The 16,937-nt window shown below is 43.3% G+C and carries 12 protein-coding genes, 16 tRNA genes and 2 rRNA genes (1 of these 30 only partly in view); 25 read left to right on the top strand and 5 right to left on the bottom strand.

Annotated elements, in window-relative coordinates; translation table 11 throughout:
• The 18 genes from SporoP37_RS05695 to SporoP37_RS05610 form a co-directional block, all read left to right on the top strand.
• Positions 1-1,917: ribosomal RNA gene (locus SporoP37_RS05695) — 23S ribosomal RNA — on the top strand; it begins 1,012 nt to the left of the window's first position.
• A gap of 124 nt (positions 1,918-2,041) precedes the next feature.
• A 5S ribosomal RNA gene (gene rrf / locus SporoP37_RS05690) occupies positions 2,042-2,157 on the top strand.
• A gap of 48 nt (positions 2,158-2,205) precedes the next feature.
• Positions 2,206-2,280 (top strand) — tRNA-Asn (locus tag SporoP37_RS05685).
• 5 nt (positions 2,281-2,285) lie between these two features.
• Positions 2,286-2,377 (top strand) — tRNA-Ser (locus SporoP37_RS05680).
• Positions 2,378-2,406: 29 nt separating this feature from the next.
• A tRNA-Glu gene (locus tag SporoP37_RS05675) sits at positions 2,407-2,481 on the top strand.
• Between the two features lie 41 nt (positions 2,482-2,522).
• Positions 2,523-2,598 (top strand) — tRNA-Val (locus tag SporoP37_RS05670).
• A 21-nt stretch (positions 2,599-2,619) separates the two neighbouring features.
• Positions 2,620-2,694, top strand: a tRNA-Met gene (locus SporoP37_RS05665).
• Position 2,695: 1 nt separating this feature from the next.
• Positions 2,696-2,771, top strand: a tRNA-Asp gene (locus SporoP37_RS05660).
• A 47-nt stretch (positions 2,772-2,818) separates the two neighbouring features.
• A tRNA-Phe gene (locus SporoP37_RS05655) sits at positions 2,819-2,894 on the top strand.
• Between the two features lie 8 nt (positions 2,895-2,902).
• Positions 2,903-2,975, top strand: a tRNA-Thr gene (locus SporoP37_RS05650).
• An 8-nt stretch (positions 2,976-2,983) separates the two neighbouring features.
• Positions 2,984-3,068 (top strand) — tRNA-Tyr (locus SporoP37_RS05645).
• Between the two features lie 3 nt (positions 3,069-3,071).
• Positions 3,072-3,142 (top strand) — tRNA-Trp (locus SporoP37_RS05640).
• Between the two features lie 22 nt (positions 3,143-3,164).
• Positions 3,165-3,240: transfer RNA gene (locus tag SporoP37_RS05635), tRNA-His, on the top strand.
• Between the two features lie 53 nt (positions 3,241-3,293).
• A tRNA-His gene (locus SporoP37_RS05630) sits at positions 3,294-3,369 on the top strand.
• 4 nt (positions 3,370-3,373) lie between these two features.
• Positions 3,374-3,445, top strand: a tRNA-Gln gene (locus SporoP37_RS05625).
• An 8-nt stretch (positions 3,446-3,453) separates the two neighbouring features.
• A tRNA-Gly gene (locus SporoP37_RS05620) sits at positions 3,454-3,528 on the top strand.
• Positions 3,529-3,535: 7 nt separating this feature from the next.
• A tRNA-Cys gene (locus tag SporoP37_RS05615) sits at positions 3,536-3,609 on the top strand.
• 24 nt (positions 3,610-3,633) lie between these two features.
• Positions 3,634-3,714: transfer RNA gene (locus tag SporoP37_RS05610), tRNA-Leu, on the top strand.
• 192 nt (positions 3,715-3,906) lie between these two features.
• On the opposite strand, the gene SporoP37_RS17740 is transcribed toward SporoP37_RS05610, so the two are convergent.
• Positions 3,907-4,035 (bottom strand): hypothetical protein, encoded by a 129-nt coding sequence (locus tag SporoP37_RS17740; protein ID WP_369821967.1) that lies wholly within the window; start codon positions 4,033-4,035, stop codon positions 3,907-3,909.
• Positions 4,036-4,768: 733 nt separating this feature from the next.
• On the opposite strand from SporoP37_RS17740, the gene SporoP37_RS05600 reads away from it, so the two are divergent.
• From SporoP37_RS05600 to SporoP37_RS05585, 4 genes are all read left to right on the top strand, one after another.
• Positions 4,769-5,575 (top strand): DUF2935 domain-containing protein, encoded by an 807-nt coding sequence (locus tag SporoP37_RS05600; protein ID WP_085430479.1) that lies wholly within the window; start codon positions 4,769-4,771, stop codon positions 5,573-5,575.
• Positions 5,576-6,202: 627 nt separating this feature from the next.
• Positions 6,203-7,621: an IS21 family transposase gene (gene istA / locus SporoP37_RS05595; protein ID WP_335696860.1), complete on the top strand. Its 1,419-nt coding sequence runs from the start codon at positions 6,203-6,205 to the stop codon at positions 7,619-7,621.
• A complete protein-coding gene (istB, locus tag SporoP37_RS05590) occupies positions 7,618-8,343 on the top strand; it encodes an IS21-like element helper ATPase IstB (protein ID WP_085430033.1) in 726 nt (241 codons plus the stop codon). Before istA ends, istB begins: the two co-directional genes overlap by 4 nt.
• A 344-nt stretch (positions 8,344-8,687) precedes the next feature.
• Complete coding sequence (locus SporoP37_RS05585) at positions 8,688-9,296, top strand: serine/threonine protein kinase (protein ID WP_085430478.1); 609 nt, start codon at positions 8,688-8,690, stop codon at positions 9,294-9,296.
• Positions 9,297-9,387: 91 nt separating this feature from the next.
• On the opposite strand, the gene SporoP37_RS05580 is transcribed toward SporoP37_RS05585, so the two are convergent.
• The 3 genes from SporoP37_RS05580 to SporoP37_RS05570 all read right to left on the bottom strand — a co-directional run bounded on the left by SporoP37_RS05580 (position 9,388) and on the right by SporoP37_RS05570 (position 12,709).
• Positions 9,388-11,061, bottom strand: coding sequence for a ribonuclease J (locus tag SporoP37_RS05580; RefSeq protein ID WP_085430477.1), 1,674 nt, complete (start codon positions 11,059-11,061; stop codon positions 9,388-9,390).
• A 431-nt stretch (positions 11,062-11,492) separates the two neighbouring features.
• Complete coding sequence (locus tag SporoP37_RS05575; RefSeq protein ID WP_085430476.1) at positions 11,493-12,005, bottom strand: hypothetical protein; 513 nt, start codon at positions 12,003-12,005, stop codon at positions 11,493-11,495.
• Complete coding sequence (locus SporoP37_RS05570; RefSeq protein WP_085430475.1) at positions 12,002-12,709, bottom strand: B3/B4 domain-containing protein; 708 nt, start codon at positions 12,707-12,709, stop codon at positions 12,002-12,004. Before SporoP37_RS05570 ends, SporoP37_RS05575 begins: the two co-directional genes overlap by 4 nt.
• Positions 12,710-12,764: 55 nt before the next feature.
• On the opposite strand from SporoP37_RS05570, the gene queG reads away from it, so the two are divergent.
• Both queG and trmL read left to right on the top strand, forming a co-directional pair.
• Positions 12,765-13,901 carry a tRNA epoxyqueuosine(34) reductase QueG gene (queG, locus tag SporoP37_RS05565; RefSeq protein ID WP_085431692.1) on the top strand — a complete coding sequence of 379 codons (1,137 nt, stop codon included), beginning with the start codon at positions 12,765-12,767 and terminating at the stop codon, positions 13,899-13,901.
• 14 nt (positions 13,902-13,915) lie between these two features.
• Positions 13,916-14,392 (top strand): tRNA (uridine(34)/cytosine(34)/5-carboxymethylaminomethyluridine(34)-2'-O)-methyltransferase TrmL, encoded by a 477-nt coding sequence (gene trmL, locus SporoP37_RS05560; protein WP_081242738.1) that lies wholly within the window; start codon positions 13,916-13,918, stop codon positions 14,390-14,392.
• 242 nt (positions 14,393-14,634) lie between these two features.
• Here trmL and SporoP37_RS05555 read toward each other — a convergent pair whose 3' ends face one another.
• The gene (locus SporoP37_RS05555; RefSeq protein WP_085430474.1) at positions 14,635-15,933 is read right to left on the bottom strand and encodes an NCS2 family permease; all 1,299 of its coding nucleotides are present in this window, start codon (positions 15,931-15,933) and stop codon (positions 14,635-14,637) included.
• A gap of 155 nt (positions 15,934-16,088) precedes the next feature.
• Here SporoP37_RS05555 and SporoP37_RS05550 point away from each other — a divergent pair, with 155 nt between their 5' ends.
• The gene (locus SporoP37_RS05550; RefSeq protein WP_081242736.1) at positions 16,089-16,913 is read left to right on the top strand and encodes an aldo/keto reductase; all 825 of its coding nucleotides are present in this window, start codon (positions 16,089-16,091) and stop codon (positions 16,911-16,913) included.
• Positions 16,914-16,937 lie beyond the last annotated feature (24 nt).

The following is a 16,937-nucleotide window of genomic DNA, read 5'->3' as shown; positions in this document are numbered from 1 at the left end:
TTGTCGAGAGGGAAACAGCCCAGACCACCAGCTAAGGTCCCCAAGTATCTGTTAAGTGGAAAAGGATGTGGCGTTGCCCAGACAACCAGGATGTTGGCTTAGAAGCAGCCATCATTTAAAGAGTGCGTAATAGCTCACTGGTCGAGTGGCGCTGCGCCGAAAATGTACCGGGGCTAAACAGATCACCGAAGCTGTGGATTGACCGAATGGTCAATGGTAGGAGAGCGTTCCAAGGGCGTTGAAGCTGGACCGGAAGGACTGGTGGAGCGCTTGGAAGTGAGAATGCCGGTATGAGTAGCGAAAGAAGGGTGAGAATCCCTTCCACCGAATGCCCAAGGTTTCCTGAGGAAGGCTCGTCCGCTCAGGGTTAGTCAGGACCTAAGTCGAGGCCGATAGGCGTAGACGATGGACAACAGGTTGATATTCCTGTACCACCTCCCCGCCGTTTGAGTAATGGGGGGACGCAGTAGGATAGGGTGAGCACACAGTTGGTTGTGTGTCTAAGCAGTGAGGTGGAGAACGAGGCAAATCCCGTTCTCATATAACACTAGGCTGTGATGGCAAGGAGATTTATCTCCGGAGTCCCTGATTTCACACTGCCAAGAAAAGCCTCTAGCGAGGCGGGAGGTGCCTGTACCGCAAACCGACACAGGTAGGCGAGGAGAGAATCCTAAGGTGATCGAGAGAACTCTCGTTAAGGAACTCGGCAAAATGACCCCGTAACTTCGGGAGAAGGGGTGCTCTGGTAGGGTGAATAGCCCGAGAGAGCCGCAGTGAATAGGCCCAGGCGACTGTTTAGCAAAAACACAGGTCTCTGCAAAATCGTAAGATGACGTATAGGGGCTGACGCCTGCCCGGTGCTGGAAGGTTAAGAGGAGGGGTTAGCGCAAGCGAAGCTCTGAATTGAAGCCCCAGTAAACGGCGGCCGTAACTATAACGGTCCTAAGGTAGCGAAATTCCTTGTCGGGTAAGTTCCGACCCGCACGAAAGGCGTAACGATCTGGGCACTGTCTCAACGAGAGACTCGGTGAAATTATAATATGCGTGAAGATGCGCATTACCCGCGACAGGACGGAAAGACCCCGTGGAGCTTTACTGTAGCCTGATATTGAATTCCGGTGCAGCCTGTACAGGATAGGTAGGAGCCTTGGATTCCGGAGCGCCAGCTTCGGAGGAGGCATTGGTGGGATACTACCCTGGCTGTATTGGACTTCTAACCCTTGCCCGTGATCCGGGCAGGAGACAGTGTCAGGTGGGCAGTTTGACTGGGGCGGTCGCCTCCTAAAGAGTAACGGAGGCGCTCAAAGGTTCCCTCAGAATGGTTGGACATCATTCGCAGAGTGCAAAGGCATAAGGGAGCTTGACTGCGAGACCTACAAGTCGAGCAGGGTCGAAAGACGGACTTAGTGATCCGGTGGTTCCGCATGGAAGGGCCATCGCTCAACGGATAAAAGCTACCCCGGGGATAACAGGCTTATCTCCCCCAAGAGTCCACATCGACGGGGAGGTTTGGCACCTCGATGTCGGCTCGTCGCATCCTGGGGCTGTAGTCGGTCCCAAGGGTTGGGCTGTTCGCCCATTAAAGCGGCACGCGAGCTGGGTTCAGAACGTCGTGAGACAGTTCGGTCCCTATCCGTCGCGGGCGCAGGAAATTTGAGGAGAGCTGTCCTTAGTACGAGAGGACCGGGATGGACATACCGCTGGTGTACCAGTTGTCTTGCCAAAGGCATCGCTGGGTAGCTATGTATGGACGGGATAAATGCTGAAAGCATCTAAGCATGAAGCCCCCTTCAAGATGAGATTTCCCATTACGCAAGTAAGTAAGATCCCTCAAAGATGATGAGGTGGATAGGTCTGGGGTGGAAGTACGGCGACGTATGCAGCTGACAGATACTAATCGATCGAGGACTTAACCTATTATAAAAAGAAATTACTTGAAATACCCAATGTCTTTTATTCAGTTTTGAGTGAACAAAGAGTGTTGAAAAAACACTTGACATTCCCACTCAGTTTGGTATAATAATCATGGCTTTAAAAACAGTTCAGTGACGATGGCAAAGAGGTCACACCCGTTCCCATACCGAACACGGAAGTTAAGCTCTTTAGCGCCGATGGTAGTTGGGGGTTTCCCCCTGTGAGAGTAGGACGTCGCTGGTCTGTGAATCAAGTCACTTGTGTCATACCAATAATACCATTTCATATTATTCCGCAGTAGCTCAGTGGTAGAGCAATCGGCTGTTAACCGATCGGTCGTAAGTTCGAATCTTACCTGCGGAGCCATTATTGGAGAGCTGTCCGAGTGGCCGAAGGAGCACGATTGGAAATCGTGTAGGCGGTTTGCGCTGCCTCAAGGGTTCGAATCCCTTGCTCTCCGCCAGATTCACATATACGCTCTCAACTTTATACGGCCCCTTGGTCAAGCGGTTAAGACACCGCCCTTTCACGGCGGTATCACGGGTTCGAATCCCGTAGGGGTCACCATTTTAATTAATATTTCTTAGCAGCGAAAACAATTTAACCCAGGAGGATTAGCTCAGCTGGGAGAGCACCTGCCTTACAAGCAGGGGGTCGGCGGTTCGAGCCCGTCATCCTCCACCATATGTATTTCAATAGTATTGTCGCGGGGTGGAGCAGTGGTAGCTCGTTGGGCTCATAACCCAAAGGTCGCAGGTTCAAATCCTGCCCCCGCAACCAAGGTCCCGTGGTGTAGCGGTTAACATGCCTGCCTGTCACGCAGGAGATCGCGGGTTCGATTCCCGTCGGGACCGCCATTTATTACATACGCTTTTACAAGCGTCATTGTCAAAATACCATTAGTGGCTCAGTAGCTCAGTCGGTAGAGCAAAGGACTGAAAATCCTTGTGTCGGCGGTTCGATTCCGTCCTGAGCCACCATTTAATATGCCGGTGTAGCTCAATTGGTAGAGCAACTGACTTGTAATCAGTAGGTTGAGGGTTCAAGTCCTTTCGCCGGCATCCTTCTTGGTGGGGTAGCGAAGTGGCTAAACGCGGCGGACTGTAAATCCGCTCCCTCCGGGTTCGGCGGTTCGAATCCGTCCCCCACCACCATTTAGGGGCATAGTTCAACGGTAGAATAGAGGTCTCCAAAACCTTTGGTGTGGGTTCGATTCCTACTGCCCCTGTTTCCTTAAATTAATTATTGTGGCGGGCGTGGCGAAGTGGTTAACGCATCGGATTGTGGTTCCGACATTCGGGGGTTCGATTCCCCTCGTCCGCCCCATACAACTGAAAATATTGAACATTTATTTCTTTACTATAAGTGATTATAACATGGCGGGCGTGGCGAAGTGGTTAACGCATCGGATTGTGGTTCCGACATTCGGGGGTTCGATTCCCCTCGTCCGCCCCATTAATGGGGTATAGCCAAGCGGTAAGGCAACGGACTTTGACTCCGTCACTCGTTGGTTCGAATCCAGCTACCCCAGTAGCTTTTGCGGAAGTAGTTCAGTGGTAGAATACGACCTTGCCAAGGTCGGGGTCGCGGGTTCGAATCCCGTCTTCCGCTCCACTATGTTGGCGGCATAGCCAAGCGGTAAGGCACGGGTCTGCAACACCCTTACCACCGGTTCGATTCCGGTTGCCGCCTCCATATTTTATATAGTTTTTTACACGTGCCCGAGTGGTGGAATGGCAGACACGTCGCACTCAAAATGCGATGCCGCGAGGCGTGCCGGTTCAAGTCCGGCCTCGGGTATCATCAGATCTCGTTGAAGCGAGAATAAAGCATCTGCAAATGTTGATCTATCAACATTTGCAGATGCTTTTTATTTTGGATTCTATAATATTTGTTGGGGTGTAGACTCAATTTGATTTAGAACCTATGTTGGGTCAACGTCAAATATCGGGGTGGGGGAAATTCGCGTCATCCCAAATGCCCCTTCATATATTAATATTGAATGTTTAATAAAATCTTCGCCTGAAAGAGATCGAAACGTCGGGAACCGCGCCCATTGTGTTCCATCATTTTCGTTTTATGGTTAATCTCTTCTAATAAACCGCTGGAATAAGGGAAGATGAAGCTGTTCAGTATTACCGCTTGCCAATTCCTAAATGTCTTAACCGCCTTTTAGAATGCTTAGATCTGCTTCGTTTCCGCTTCTTGATAAAACTCCTTCAGACGTTTCCCCACCACAGCCACAGCTGTCATGGTCCAGTCAAACCATTCGCAGTACGTTTCTAACAGTTCATATACCTGCCGTACATTTTTCAGTCATCCAAAACAGCGATTCAAATACCAGCGTTCTTTTATACTCCATTTAGCCGCCGGTTTAAACAGTACATGACGCATTTGCCTGCACTTTTCCCGCCATAGGCGTGCAATTCTTTCAGCACTTGCCGCCGCACCTGATCCATCGTCCAGTATATATACCGGAAATAGTTGAACCCGTAGGCGACGATGACGGGTTAGTTCAGAGCTTTTTAACAACAGTTTGGAACTGTGCAATTTTTAGAATTTCACATTCACAATTTTCCTTCCTCATCCCATTTTCATAAAAAAATCATAACATCATACACTGGGAAAGTAGAGTTGGCAGGTCACTGAAAAATTGAATGACTGTAGCCACGATTGAGGTTTGGTTCAATAAAGTGCGGTTTCTAACCAGTTACAAAAGCCATTTAGCATAACGCTTCTATCAGAGAAGGCTTTCGCATTTACAGATTTTACTCATGTCGGATGCCCGCTGCAAATAACTGGAGCAGCAGAGGATAATCTATCAGTGGTCATAAGGAACGGAGGGGGAATATTATTGAAAAGTTTTTCTGAGGAGGCTTCATTTGAACTGCGGTTTTGGCTGCAGATCTTAGGTGATCACGGACGTTTTATGCATGATTCCTTAGCGCCGGAGGAAGTAGAAAATATTAAGACAGCTAGTTACTATATCGAATTATTTGATTATCATCTTGCAACCGCAAGGCAATCTTTGGATGAACAATCCCTTATAAAATTAACTAAAGAAGCCAAGAAAGCCAGTGAAGAAATTCGGAAGTTTAAATTATTATTGATAGAACAACATTTAGTGGGAAAGATAAAAATTTCTTTATCACCAACCTTCATAAATCACATGGTGAATGAAGTCGAAGAGGCTATACGTATATTTACCTGTCTGGAAAAGGGAGAAAAGCTGCCAACTGTACATTCACTTCATCATGACTTGTTGTGGTTATTGGATGCTGCGGGACATGCGGATGCAATTGATGAAAATTTAGACAATGTAGAAAAACAACTTAAAAAGAAAAGTGAGAAATTCGCTAAAGAGTGGGAAGCCTTTTATTTAAGTGCTATTGAGATGGCTGGGTTTTTACGTACGAATGTAATGAAGTTTCCAGCATTAGATAAATTCCACAGCAACATAAATTTAGAAATGACTATATTTAAAACGTTTCTAAAAGAATTGGAGGAAATGCGAATAAACAAAGAAACGCTTGGAACCCTGTCTCCCTTAATGGCCGATCATATGGCACGCGAGGAAACATATTATCTAATGAAACTAGCCGAAACCACTGATCTGCCATCTCCAAAAGGGGATCCAACGAAACCCAGAACTAAATCATAAGCGATGTGTAAAGTGCTGTGCCATTAAATAGCTGTTGTGTTGTAATAGGAGATGGATTTATATTGCTGAAAAGCGGTTTAGCTCCATCTCTTTTACTGGTTTGCGAAATGATATATATAATAATTATTTTGTTAATCTACTGTGAAATATTGAGGGATTGAAAGTTGGAATTTTAAAGTATGGATGATACTTACTTCTTGTAATAGTAAATGTTCTGTAAGAAAGCTACCGCAATCGGACTGGCATTAAGTTCTATTCCACACTCTCTGAAGTGTAAAAGAAATGCCAGTAAATTTAATACACTGTAAGTAATATCGAAGGATTATATGTTGGAAACATGTTTTGTATGTAAACGTACCATTAAATTATGGCATCCTTATGTGTAGTAAAAACAAGAGGGATGGGAAGATCATTTCACTTTTTGAATCTATGTTTATCTATAAATGTTTAGTGCAAAATAGAAGTACATAGTTTTGAAATGAAAAAGTACATAACATTGCAACGTAAGTTTCAATAAAAAAAGGCTTGCCAGCCTCTTCAAACTTCTCTACTGTATTGGTGTCGAATCAAAACCAGTGGAGGTTGAAAGGAATGCTGACAATGCCTGAAATTAATTGTATCAAACTAATGAGAAATCAGAAATCATTATCTATCAACAAGATATCTAAAACCTTAGGAATTAATTGGAGAACTGCTAAAAAGTATGCTGATGGTGATCTATTACCTAAAGAAGCAAAGAGAAAAAGATCGGGAATGATGTATAGAGAAAAATGGGGAGAAATTGTTGGAGATTGGCTTTGGGAAGATCAGAAGCTTAAAAGAAAAGATAGAAGAACTAATAAAGGAATTTTTAAGGCCTTGCAAGAGATGGGATTCGAGGGGTCCTATCGGACTGTTTCAAACTATATTCAAGAATGGCGTGAAGGAAGAGAAGACCTGGAGGATGAAACGAAAGACAAAAGCTATGAGAGACTCATCCATCCCCCTGCTGAGGCACAATTAGATTTCGGATTGATGCAAGCTGTGCAGGATGGAAAATACCGAGATGTTCATTGTTTGGTTATGACGCTTCCTTTTAGTAACAGTGCATTTGCCATCCCATTGCCAGCAGAAAATCAAGAGTGTCTTTTACACGGTATGAAACTTATCTTCGATCAACTTGGTGGTATTCCAAGAACAATCCGTATTGATAACATGAAAACTGCAGTGGTGAAACCAAGGAATAGAAATGAAGAGGCTGCTTTTACCCAAGAATTTTTACAGTTCGCCACTCATTATGGATTTGAACCACAAGCCTGTAATCCATATTCTGGTCACGAAAAAGGAAATGTAGAAAATAAGGTGGGATATGTTCGATATAACTTTATCACTCCGGCCCCTGTTATAGAGGACTTAGACCACTTGACAAAGCTACTGCAAGAGCAACTAACGACAGATCGACAACGTATTCACTATAAGAAGCAAGTTCCGTTACAAGAGTTACTGGAGGAGGAGCATCAATATCTTTTAGCATTACCTGAAGAAGAATATCCAGTATTCAAAGAGGAGAAAACAAAAGCGAATAAGTATGGAGAAATCACGTTAGATAAAACGAAGGTGTATGTTCCAAAAGGATATAATTACAGTCAATTATCCGTAGTGAAGTACTGGGATCGCTTTAAGGTGGTGTCTCCTCACGGAGAGCCGTTATATCAAGACAACCGACCCTATATGCATAAGAATCGCGAGATTCCTTGGCAATCCATCTTGAAAGCATGGTTGAGTAAACCACGGGCAGTAAGCTATTCACGTTATTCAGCTTATTTACCTGGTCGACTCTTTGAATATCTAAACATCTCTAATCTTTCGATTCGCAAAGAGCGTATTCAATGGATTATCGGGCTTTTAGCTACGTATGAAATGAATGAAATCAATAATCAATTCTACGAACTCTTAAGTGGTCAATCGGACGAGTTAAAAGAGCCAGATGCGCATCCCTATAACATTGATTGGAGCAAGTATGATCAGCTTCAGAGTGCTCCTCAGATTGAAGGTGAGGGGAAATGACCCAAGATTTACAGACCATGTGCAAAGCATTGCGCTTAGCGCACGTGCATGATGTTTATTCAGATATCCCATTTGAAAATTCTGCTCAATTTCTTGAAGCTTTATTAAAAAAAGAGCTGCAGTTACGGGAAGAAACGAAAGCCGAGAGATTGATTAAGAAAGCAAGATTTCTGCAAAAGAAGTCCCTTTCGGCATTTCAATGGAATGAACAGATTCATTTTCCCTCTCATATTGATTCGCAAGAATTATGTACGTTAAGTTTCATCAGGCGCAAAGAGAATGTCATTCTAACCGGTGCGCCCGGTACAGGAAAGACTCACTTAGCTACGGCCATTGGTTATGATGCGTGTAAAAGAGGGCTTGAAGTACGATTTTACCGGGTTTCAGATCTAGCAGAAGCATTGGAGAAATCCTGGCAGGAGGGAAAGTCAACGCAGTTTAGAGCGCGTTTTAAAAACGTAGACCTTATCATATTGGATGAAATGGGGTACATACCATTCAATAAGGAAGGGGCAGAACTCCTCTTTCAGCTGATTTCTGACTGGTACGAACAAAAAAGTTTAATCATCACATCAAACTTGGAATTTAGTCAGTGGAATCGCGTTTTTAGCGATTCTAGATTGACTGCAGCATTAGTAGATCGGGTGATACATCATGCCCATATATTGAATTTTACGGGAGATAGTTTTAGAGTAACAAACGCTTTATCACGTCAAAAATAATACTGAAATGAAGGCTGGCAAGCTTATGTATTTTACTTTGCATTCTTCTGCACTTTTATCTTGCAAAACACAATAAAAAGCTAAAGGAAGTCGGAACAGATTGACATGTAAGTCATTTACACATATAGTAGCTATACAAAATAAAATATTCAACTTCCACTAAGGGGAGTAGCTAATACAGTAAAGTCGTCAATACGGGATATGAATCCCCGGCTTTATTGGCAACAATTGTTGTTTGCGAGACCTTACCGATTATTTGGTAAGGTCATTTTTATTTAAGACGTTATGACCGGAATTGGTTATAGCGTCTTTTTTTATTTTTTAAAGTAATTGGAGGTTGCACTTTGAATAATTATCTAGAACTTGTAAATTCAGTCATCATTAATAAGAAAAATCACTTAATCAGCTCAGATAGTTCTTTAAAGCTAGTAGGAACGGGGAGAAGTGCATTTGTTTTCAGAATTCAATCATCAAGTAAAGCAATTAAAGTGTTCTTTCCAAATTCTGCGTACATTGCTGAAGAAGAATCTGAAATATACAATTTACTTCAAGAGGTTGATTATTTTCCAACTATTTATGAAAGCGGATTGAATTATATTGTTATGGATTACATTGAAGGTCATACACTTTTTGAATGTATGACCCACGGGATTCACATTACATCTGATCATATTAAAGAAACAGACTATGCACTGTCACTGGCTTCGGAATTAGGTTTAAATCCTTCAGACATTCACTTGCGTAATATTATCATCACTCCTAATAATAAGATAAAGCTCATTGATGTTGCACGATACAGACAACAGAAAAACTGCAAGCAATGGAGAGATCTTAAAAAAGCACATCATCAATTTTACTGTAAACGTTTCTTTCTCAAAAAAATTCCTTATTCTTTTTTGAATATCGTCGCTTTTCTTTATAAAAAGGGGCTTATTCCATTTTACAGGTTATGAGAACGTATCGTGCTTAAAGAGTAGTGATGAAATAATCATTCAGCTTTATTGCGGGCAAAATGAAAAAAATAGTAGGCTTTTGATTGTCTGTTTATATTTCAATTATGAACGGAAGAATCATCGGCCTTCTTTTTGTTTGGGTGTATAACAGGTTTTCAATTGCCTTCTTCAGGTTATGTTTTAATTCATTTCGTTTATCTCCATTTGATCGTTGTGATTGGTTAACGATCGTAATAACTAGCTGATTCACTTCATTATAGAGATCCTCCGCAGCACGTTCATACACAAACCCACGGGAAATTATATGCGGATTTGATATGATTTTACAATCCATTTTGGCTAGGGTAACTACAACAATCAGCATTCCCTCTTCTGAGAGCAATTTACGATCACGCAATACAATTTTCCCGACATCTCCAATGCCCAGTCCATCCACGAAAACATTACCAGCTTGTACCCGTCTCATTTGAGTGGCAACAGAGTTGGTAATATCTACTACATCTCCATTATTAATAATGAAGATGTTCTCACTTTTCAGGCCAACCGATTCGGCTAATGTCCGGTGTTGCTGAAGCATACGATATTCACCGTGAATGGGAATGAAATAGGTTGGCTTCAACAAGGTAAGCATGAGTTTTAATTCTTCCTGGAAAGCATGTCCTGAAACATGCATACCTGATGTGCTGCCAGATCCATAGATAACTTTGGCCCCTAAATGGAATAAATTATCGATGATGTGCGACACGCTTTTTTCATTGCCAGGTATAGGGCTGGACGCAAGAATAACGGTGTCTCCAGCCACTACAGATGCTTGACGGTAGTTTGAAGTGGATAACCGGGACAATGCTGCCATAGGTTCACCTTGACTGCCTGTACAAATAATGACAACCTCATCTGGTGCCATCCGATTGATTTCATTTGCCTCTATCAAAGTGCCATCAGGTATTGTTAAATATCCTAGTTCCGCTGCGACTGATACGATATTTACCATACTTCTGCCGAGCAAAGCAACCTTTCGATTTGTTTTTACGGCAGCATTAATAATTTGCTGAACACGATAAACGTTTGATGCGAATGTAGAGATAAATATTTTTTGGTCGGCCTTTCGAAATGCATCTTCAATATGTTCGCCAACTATACGTTCAGATTGTGTGAAACCCGGGCTTTCAGCATTAGTGCTTTCGGATAATAAAAGCAGCACCCCGCGGTTACCAATTTTAGCGAGTTTATAAAAATCCGGATACCTCCCATTTATAGGTGTTAAATCAAACTTAAAGTCGCCTGTATGCACCACAGTTCCTTCTGGCGTATGAATGGCAATACCCAGACAATCTGGAATACTATGATTTACCTCAAAGAATGTCACGTTCATCGCACCGGCTTCGATATTCGAATCGGCATTAATCATTTTAAGTTCCGTTGCACGCAAAAGCCCGTGTTCTTTCAATTTCAGTGTAATTAATCCGAGCGTCAAATTAGTGGCATACACGGGAATACTTAGCTGTTTCAGTAAGTATGGAATACCGCCGATATGATCTTCATGCCCGTGAGTTACAAGCAAGGCACGGATTTTATTTTTGTTTTTTTGTAAGTATGATATATCCTGAATAATTAAATCCACGCCTAATAGGGTTTCATCCGGGAACTTGGCACCACAGTCTATGAGGATGATGTCATCTCCATATTGAAGCACATACATATTTTTACCAATTTCATTTATGCCGCCTAAAGCAAAAATGGATAACGTGCTCTCCGTTATATTCAAAATGAAAGACCTCCCATAAAGTCATTAAGTTAGATAAAGGTTATGATGCCCATCATGATGAAATTTATGTAGCATGGTACGGAACTTTTTATCACATCCAGAATTAGTAATTGTATTTCAGGTGCCAGTGCTAGAAACCATCATGAAGTGATCCCTATCTCTGTATACGTCCTAAGAGATGTAACTCTTCATTATATAAAATAGAACTATGATCAGGAAGTATGAAAATACCCGCCGCCCATCAAAAAGAGGGACAGCGGGCCATAGAGGATTCATGTGAAAGGGTGTTGCGCAGTAAGGTTCATTGCCGTGGACATGGATGGTTATTGGTCATGGGTCAATGTGTAAAGGGTGATGAGTGATTGGTTTCATCATGTAGGTTTTCACAATCGTCACTCTATGCCTCAAAAAGGAGTCTCACCTTTTTGAGGTCAGAAGTAATTGGAACCGTCAAAATCCAAAACAATGGTATAGTTTTTCATATTGATTCGATTGGAGAGCTGATGTGCCGCTTTTTCAGCTCGCTGTGCTTTTAGACGGTATTCTTCCGGATCAAATAATGCGATACGGTAGACTGTCGCGGCTTCTGCAAAGCCATATTGGATCTCTTCTTTATTTGCCAGTGAAAATGTTTTATAGAAAGAAGATTTCGCACGCAGCTGAATTGCCAGCTCGATGGCTTCGACCAGTGTTATGTGCTGGCCTTCAAATTCTACCGTATGTGTACTGTTTGCTGCGTAAATTAGAAAATCCAGTCTGCGCTGATCTTTTCTCACCTGATCCATTTCGGCTTCTACAGCTTCCAGTGTTCGTGTAACGGCTGGTCGCGCCGCACCTTTTTCAACCGTGATGAAAGCGACACGATGTGCTTCCGCTTCCAGTTCGCGAAGTTGTTTAGACAGTATGCTTTTTAATTTAATCGCTTCAGCCAATGTGATATTCATGATTCCACCTCATTTGTAATTGTGCAGGAGTGGTGTTGTTTATCTGCCAGGAAAGCGGTATAGTCACCGCCGTTAATGCTGGTAAACATTTTTCCGCATGCTTCGGTTAATTGTAAAGCTTTCTCATTGTCTAATGAAGGATGAATGAATAGCAGCTGTAAAATATTTTCTGTTTCTTCGGTTACAGCTGTCCGTATAGAGTCGACGTAGGGACTGCCGAATGGGCTGTATCCGTCGCTGAGCAGCAACAGTTTGTCAAAGGTGTTGAATTCATTGTTCAGGCCTTCATAGCCGTCATCAGCAGTTCCAATGGACAGTGTGATGTCCCCGGCTATTTTATCGGTATCATAAATGACAGCGGGGATTTCATATTGCAGTGAAAAGAATATGTTCAGATCCTCCGCACTGTGGAAAGATGGAGTATAGTGATGTTCTCTGATTTGCTGCATCAGTGATTGCAGGGCAGGAGGACGGACGGCAGGATCGGCACCAAGTGTTCTCCAGACAGCCTGCCATTCCGCGAGGCCTTGGAAATCTGTGAACTCTTTATCTAAAAGCTCAAAATAAATTTGTTCCTGAAATAATTGAAGCCGGCCTTTTAGCATCTGAGGTGATGCAGAGACGATTGTTTTGTTATAATAGATTATGCCTAATTTGAAATCAGGAATCTTCGTAAATATAGAAGGATCGACAGTAAGTTGCATCGGGATCACCTGCTTGTAATTTTACTTCATCTTATCATAAGGGAGGCGGGGAATGGTGAATGTCGCTCAGTTACAGGATGAAATACGAACGTTTGCGACGTCCATTGGTATTGACAAAATTGGTTTTACGACAGCTGCCCCGTTTGTACAGTTGAAAGATCGTCTGAAACAACAGCAGCAACTGAAATATCAATCCGGCTTTGAAGAGCCAGATGTGGAAAAACGAACAAATCCGCTTTTATTGCTGGATCAGGCCGAAAGCATTATTTCTATAGCAGTTGCCTATCCGTCAAAAATGACGGACAGTCCCCGCGGAAAAAGAGGGGAACGCCGAGGAATGTTTTGCAGAGCTTCCTGGGGTGAAGATTATCATACGGTATTGCGGGACAAACTTGCACAGCTGGAATTATTCATTCTTACCAAAGTGCCGGATGCACGTCTGCGTTCGATGGTGGATACAGGTGAGCTTGCAGACCGGGCAGTGGCGGAACGTGCGGGTATTGGATGGTCAGCGAAGAATTGTTCCATCATTACACCGGAATTCGGTTCGTATGTATATTTGGGTGAGATGATCACCAATCTGCCGTTTGCGCCTGATGAGCCAATGGAAGATCAGTGCCTGGACTGTAATTTATGCCTGGATGTATGTCCGACAGGCGCGCTTGTGCAGCCGGGACAATTAGATGCTCAGCGCTGTATTGCATTTCTGACGCAGACAAAGAAATCTGTACCCGAAGAATTTCGGCACAAGATTGGTAACCGGTTGTATGGCTGCGATACATGTCAGACCGTTTGTCCGAAAAATAAAGGGATGAATCATACCCATCAGCTGGCATTTACGCCGGAGCCTGAGCGTGTTAAGCCGCTGCTGCTGACTATGCTGACATTATCAAACCGGCAATTTAAAGAACAGTACGGTCATATGTCGGGTTCGTGGCGCGGAAAAAATCCGATTCAGCGGAATGCGCTGATTGCTCTGGCGCATTTTAAGGAGGAGGCTGCAGTGCCGGAGCTCACCAGATTACTGCGTGATGATCCAAGGCCTATGATTAGAGGTACAGCTGCTTGGGCGCTTGGACAAATTGGAACTGCAGAAGCACAGGAAGGTCTTGCAAGAAGCCTGGACAGTGAGGAAGATGAGTCTGTTCTTGCTGAAATTACGCAAGCTATGGAACAGCTGTATATTAATTGAAAGAAGGTAGTAAGATGACGATTCATGTCGCATTATTCGAACCGCAGATTCCTGCGAACACGGGAAATATTGCACGTACATGTGCCGGCACTGACACGGCACTTCATTTAATAAAGCCGCTTGGGTTTTCAACGGAGGATAAGATGCTCAAGCGTGCCGGACTTGATTACTGGGAGCATGTTCAGATAACGTATCATGAGGGAATCCAGGAGTTTTTGGATGCCTATCCGCAGGGAGAGTTTTATTTCATTACAAAATTCGGTGAGACAAGTTATGATACATTTGATTATTCGGATACGGACAAGGATATTTTCTTTGTATTTGGAAAAGAAACGTCAGGACTGCCGAATGAAATAACGGAGAAGTTTAAAGAAAGCTGTTTGCGTATACCGATGAATGACGAGCATATCCGATCGTTGAATTTGTCGAATACAGCGGCCATCCTGATTTATGAAGCGCTTCGTCAACAGAAATTTGCACATTTAACATAAAGAAAACGGGATTGGCCATAAGCCGATCCCGTTTTTTTTACTTAGTTTTTGATTCGCCTGGTTTGTTTTCGTATCCGCCTGTAAGGATTGCAGATAAGAATGCAAAACAAACAGCCATAATAAGGATTAATCTCATCTGTTTGTACCTCCTATAAAATCAGTAGTCCTTTACACAGTATACCGTAAAAATCGTGTAAATGAAATGTTCTTCGTCAGATTATGTGACAGGTTACTAACAAATCTTAATGCGGCAGGAATAACAGCTGATAAGCGAAAAGCACAGCGAAGACATAAAGAAGCAAGGGGACTTGCTTTCCTTGTCCTTTTGTAATTTTCAGCAGCGGGTACGTGATGAACCCCAATGCGATTCCCGTCGCAATACTGGAAGTGAGCGGCATCGTCAAAATTACTAGGAATGCTGGGAATGATTCATCGAATGAATCCCAGTCGATATTTTTCACTGCGCCGATCATCAGACTCCCTACTATTATTAAAGCAGGCGCCGTGATGGCAGCTACACCTGACAGTGCATTGACGACCGGACTGAAGAATGCTGCAGCAATGAACAGCACAGCGACTGTTAATGTAGTCAGTCCTGTGCGGCCGCCCACCGCTACACCAGAAGACGATTCGACATAAGCAGATGTGGGGCTTGTTCCAGCCATGGAGCCTACTGTAGCGGCCACTGAATCTGCTAAAAGGGCGTGACGTGCGCGCGGTAAGGAGTTGCCTTTCATCAATCCCGCCTGTTTAGCAACACCAATCATCGTGCCGGTTGTATCAAATAATGTCACGAGCAGAAACGACAGTACGACACCGTATAAACCGTATGAGATGACATCGCCCATTGCCTGGACAGGATTCCATACAAGGATTCCTTCCGGCAGATGAGGCATTTTCACGAAGCCTTCAAACTTCAGCTGTTTCGTGAAGAAGGCGACTGCACCTGTTGCAATCATCCCTATGAAAATTGCTCCGTAGACGTTTCTGTTCATTAAAATGATAGTGACCATCAGTCCAAACAGCGTCAGCAAGACGGAAGGTGAAGTAAGTTCACCAAGCTGCACGATATTGGACTCGTGGGGGATTACCAGACCTGACAGGCGCAGTCCGATAAATGCGATAAACAGGCCGATTCCGGCAGTAATTCCATGTTTAAGATTCTCGGGTATTTCTTCAATAAGCTTTTCCCGGAAAGATGTCATGGATAATAATACAAAGATCAAACCCGCGATAAAGACTGCAGAAAACGCGGTCAAATAATCAAGCCGGCCGTCAGATCCGATGACAACAGAGGCAAAATACGCGTTCAGCCCCATGCCGGGCGCGATTGCGATCGGGTAATTGGCGAATAAAGCCATCCATAATGTGCCTATCACAGTAGCTATAATAGTAGCTAAAAAGACTTGGTCAAAGGGGACACCGGCATCTGACAAAATGATCGGATTCACGATCACGATATAGACCATTGTCAGGAATGTAGTCATCCCAGCCAGTATTTCCGTTTTAACCGTCGTTTGATTCTTCTTTAATTGAAACACTTTATATTCTCTCCTTAGATTACGAACATATTTATGACCACAGACCATAATATTCGTTTTCTTGAAAGAAATCAACCTGTTATATCGAAAAAGTATTCGTAAATCTTATGAAGTAAGGTACAATTGCACTAAGAGTATATAAAGGAGGAATTTACATGGCGACTATTTTTGATCAAATGGTCATTCTGAGCAACGGCGTGCAGATGCCGCAGTTTGGTTTAGGCACATACAAAATGACGGAACCGGAGCAAACGATGCAGGCAGTTGAGAAAGCGGTTTCAGCAGGATACCGCGCAATTGATACGGCATCTATTTACGCAAATGAACAAGTGGTGGGTGAAGCAATCCGCAATACTGGCATTGCCCGTGAAGACTTGTTCATAACATCTAAAGTATGGAATGATGAACAAGGATACGATGAGACTTTACGCGCATTTGAACGCTCATTGACCAGACTGGATATGAACTATTTAGACTTGTATTTGACACATTGGCCAGTGACAGGAAAATATGTAGATACATATCGTGCGATTGAGAGACTGTATGATGAAAAACTAATCCGTGCTACAGGAGTTTCCAACCATCATGAATCGCATCTGCAGGAAATTTTTACGATAGCAAATATCTCTCCGATGGTGAACCAGGTGGAAATACACCCGCGCCTGACGCAGGAATCATTGCGCCAGTTCTGCAGCGAACACCAAATCGCGGTGACTTCCTGGAGCCCATTAGCGAGAGGACAGCTGCTGGAAGATGCTGTCCTTGCTGCAATTGCAGCACAGTATGACAAGACGATTGCACAAGTTATCCTGAGATGGCATATTCAAAACGGACTGATTGTTATTCCTAAATCTGTCACTCTCAGCCGTATTGAGGAAAACAGTGAAATAGCTGATTTTGAGTTAACACTTTCTGATATGGCAATGATTAATGCATTACATCGCGATGAACGTACGGGATCTGATCCTGACACATTCTGATCGATCAAATACTGGCAGGGGTGA

This window comes from Sporosarcina sp. P37, assembly GCF_002109365.1.
Lineage (GTDB): Bacteria > Bacillota > Bacilli > Bacillales_A > Planococcaceae > Sporosarcina.
The sequence above is the reverse complement of the archived record's forward strand: the minus strand, read 5'-3'. Positions and strand labels throughout refer to the sequence as shown.

Bases quoted from the DNA above. Each gene is read 5' to 3' on its own strand.
- istA (WP_335696860.1), top strand. From the start codon at position 6,203: ATGAGAAATCAGAAATCATTATCTATCAACAAGATATCTAAAACCTTA.
- istB (WP_085430033.1), top strand. From the start codon at position 7,618: ATGACCCAAGATTTACAGACCATGTGCAAAGCATTGCGCTTAGCGCAC.
- SporoP37_RS05575 (WP_085430476.1), bottom strand. From the start codon at position 12,005: ATGAATATCACATTGGCTGAAGCGATTAAATTAAAAAGCATACTGTCT.
- SporoP37_RS05570 (WP_085430475.1), bottom strand. From the start codon at position 12,709: ATGCAACTTACTGTCGATCCTTCTATATTTACGAAGATTCCTGATTTC.
- trmL (WP_081242738.1), top strand. From the start codon at position 13,916: ATGACGATTCATGTCGCATTATTCGAACCGCAGATTCCTGCGAACACG.
- SporoP37_RS05550 (WP_081242736.1), top strand. From the start codon at position 16,089: ATGGCGACTATTTTTGATCAAATGGTCATTCTGAGCAACGGCGTGCAG.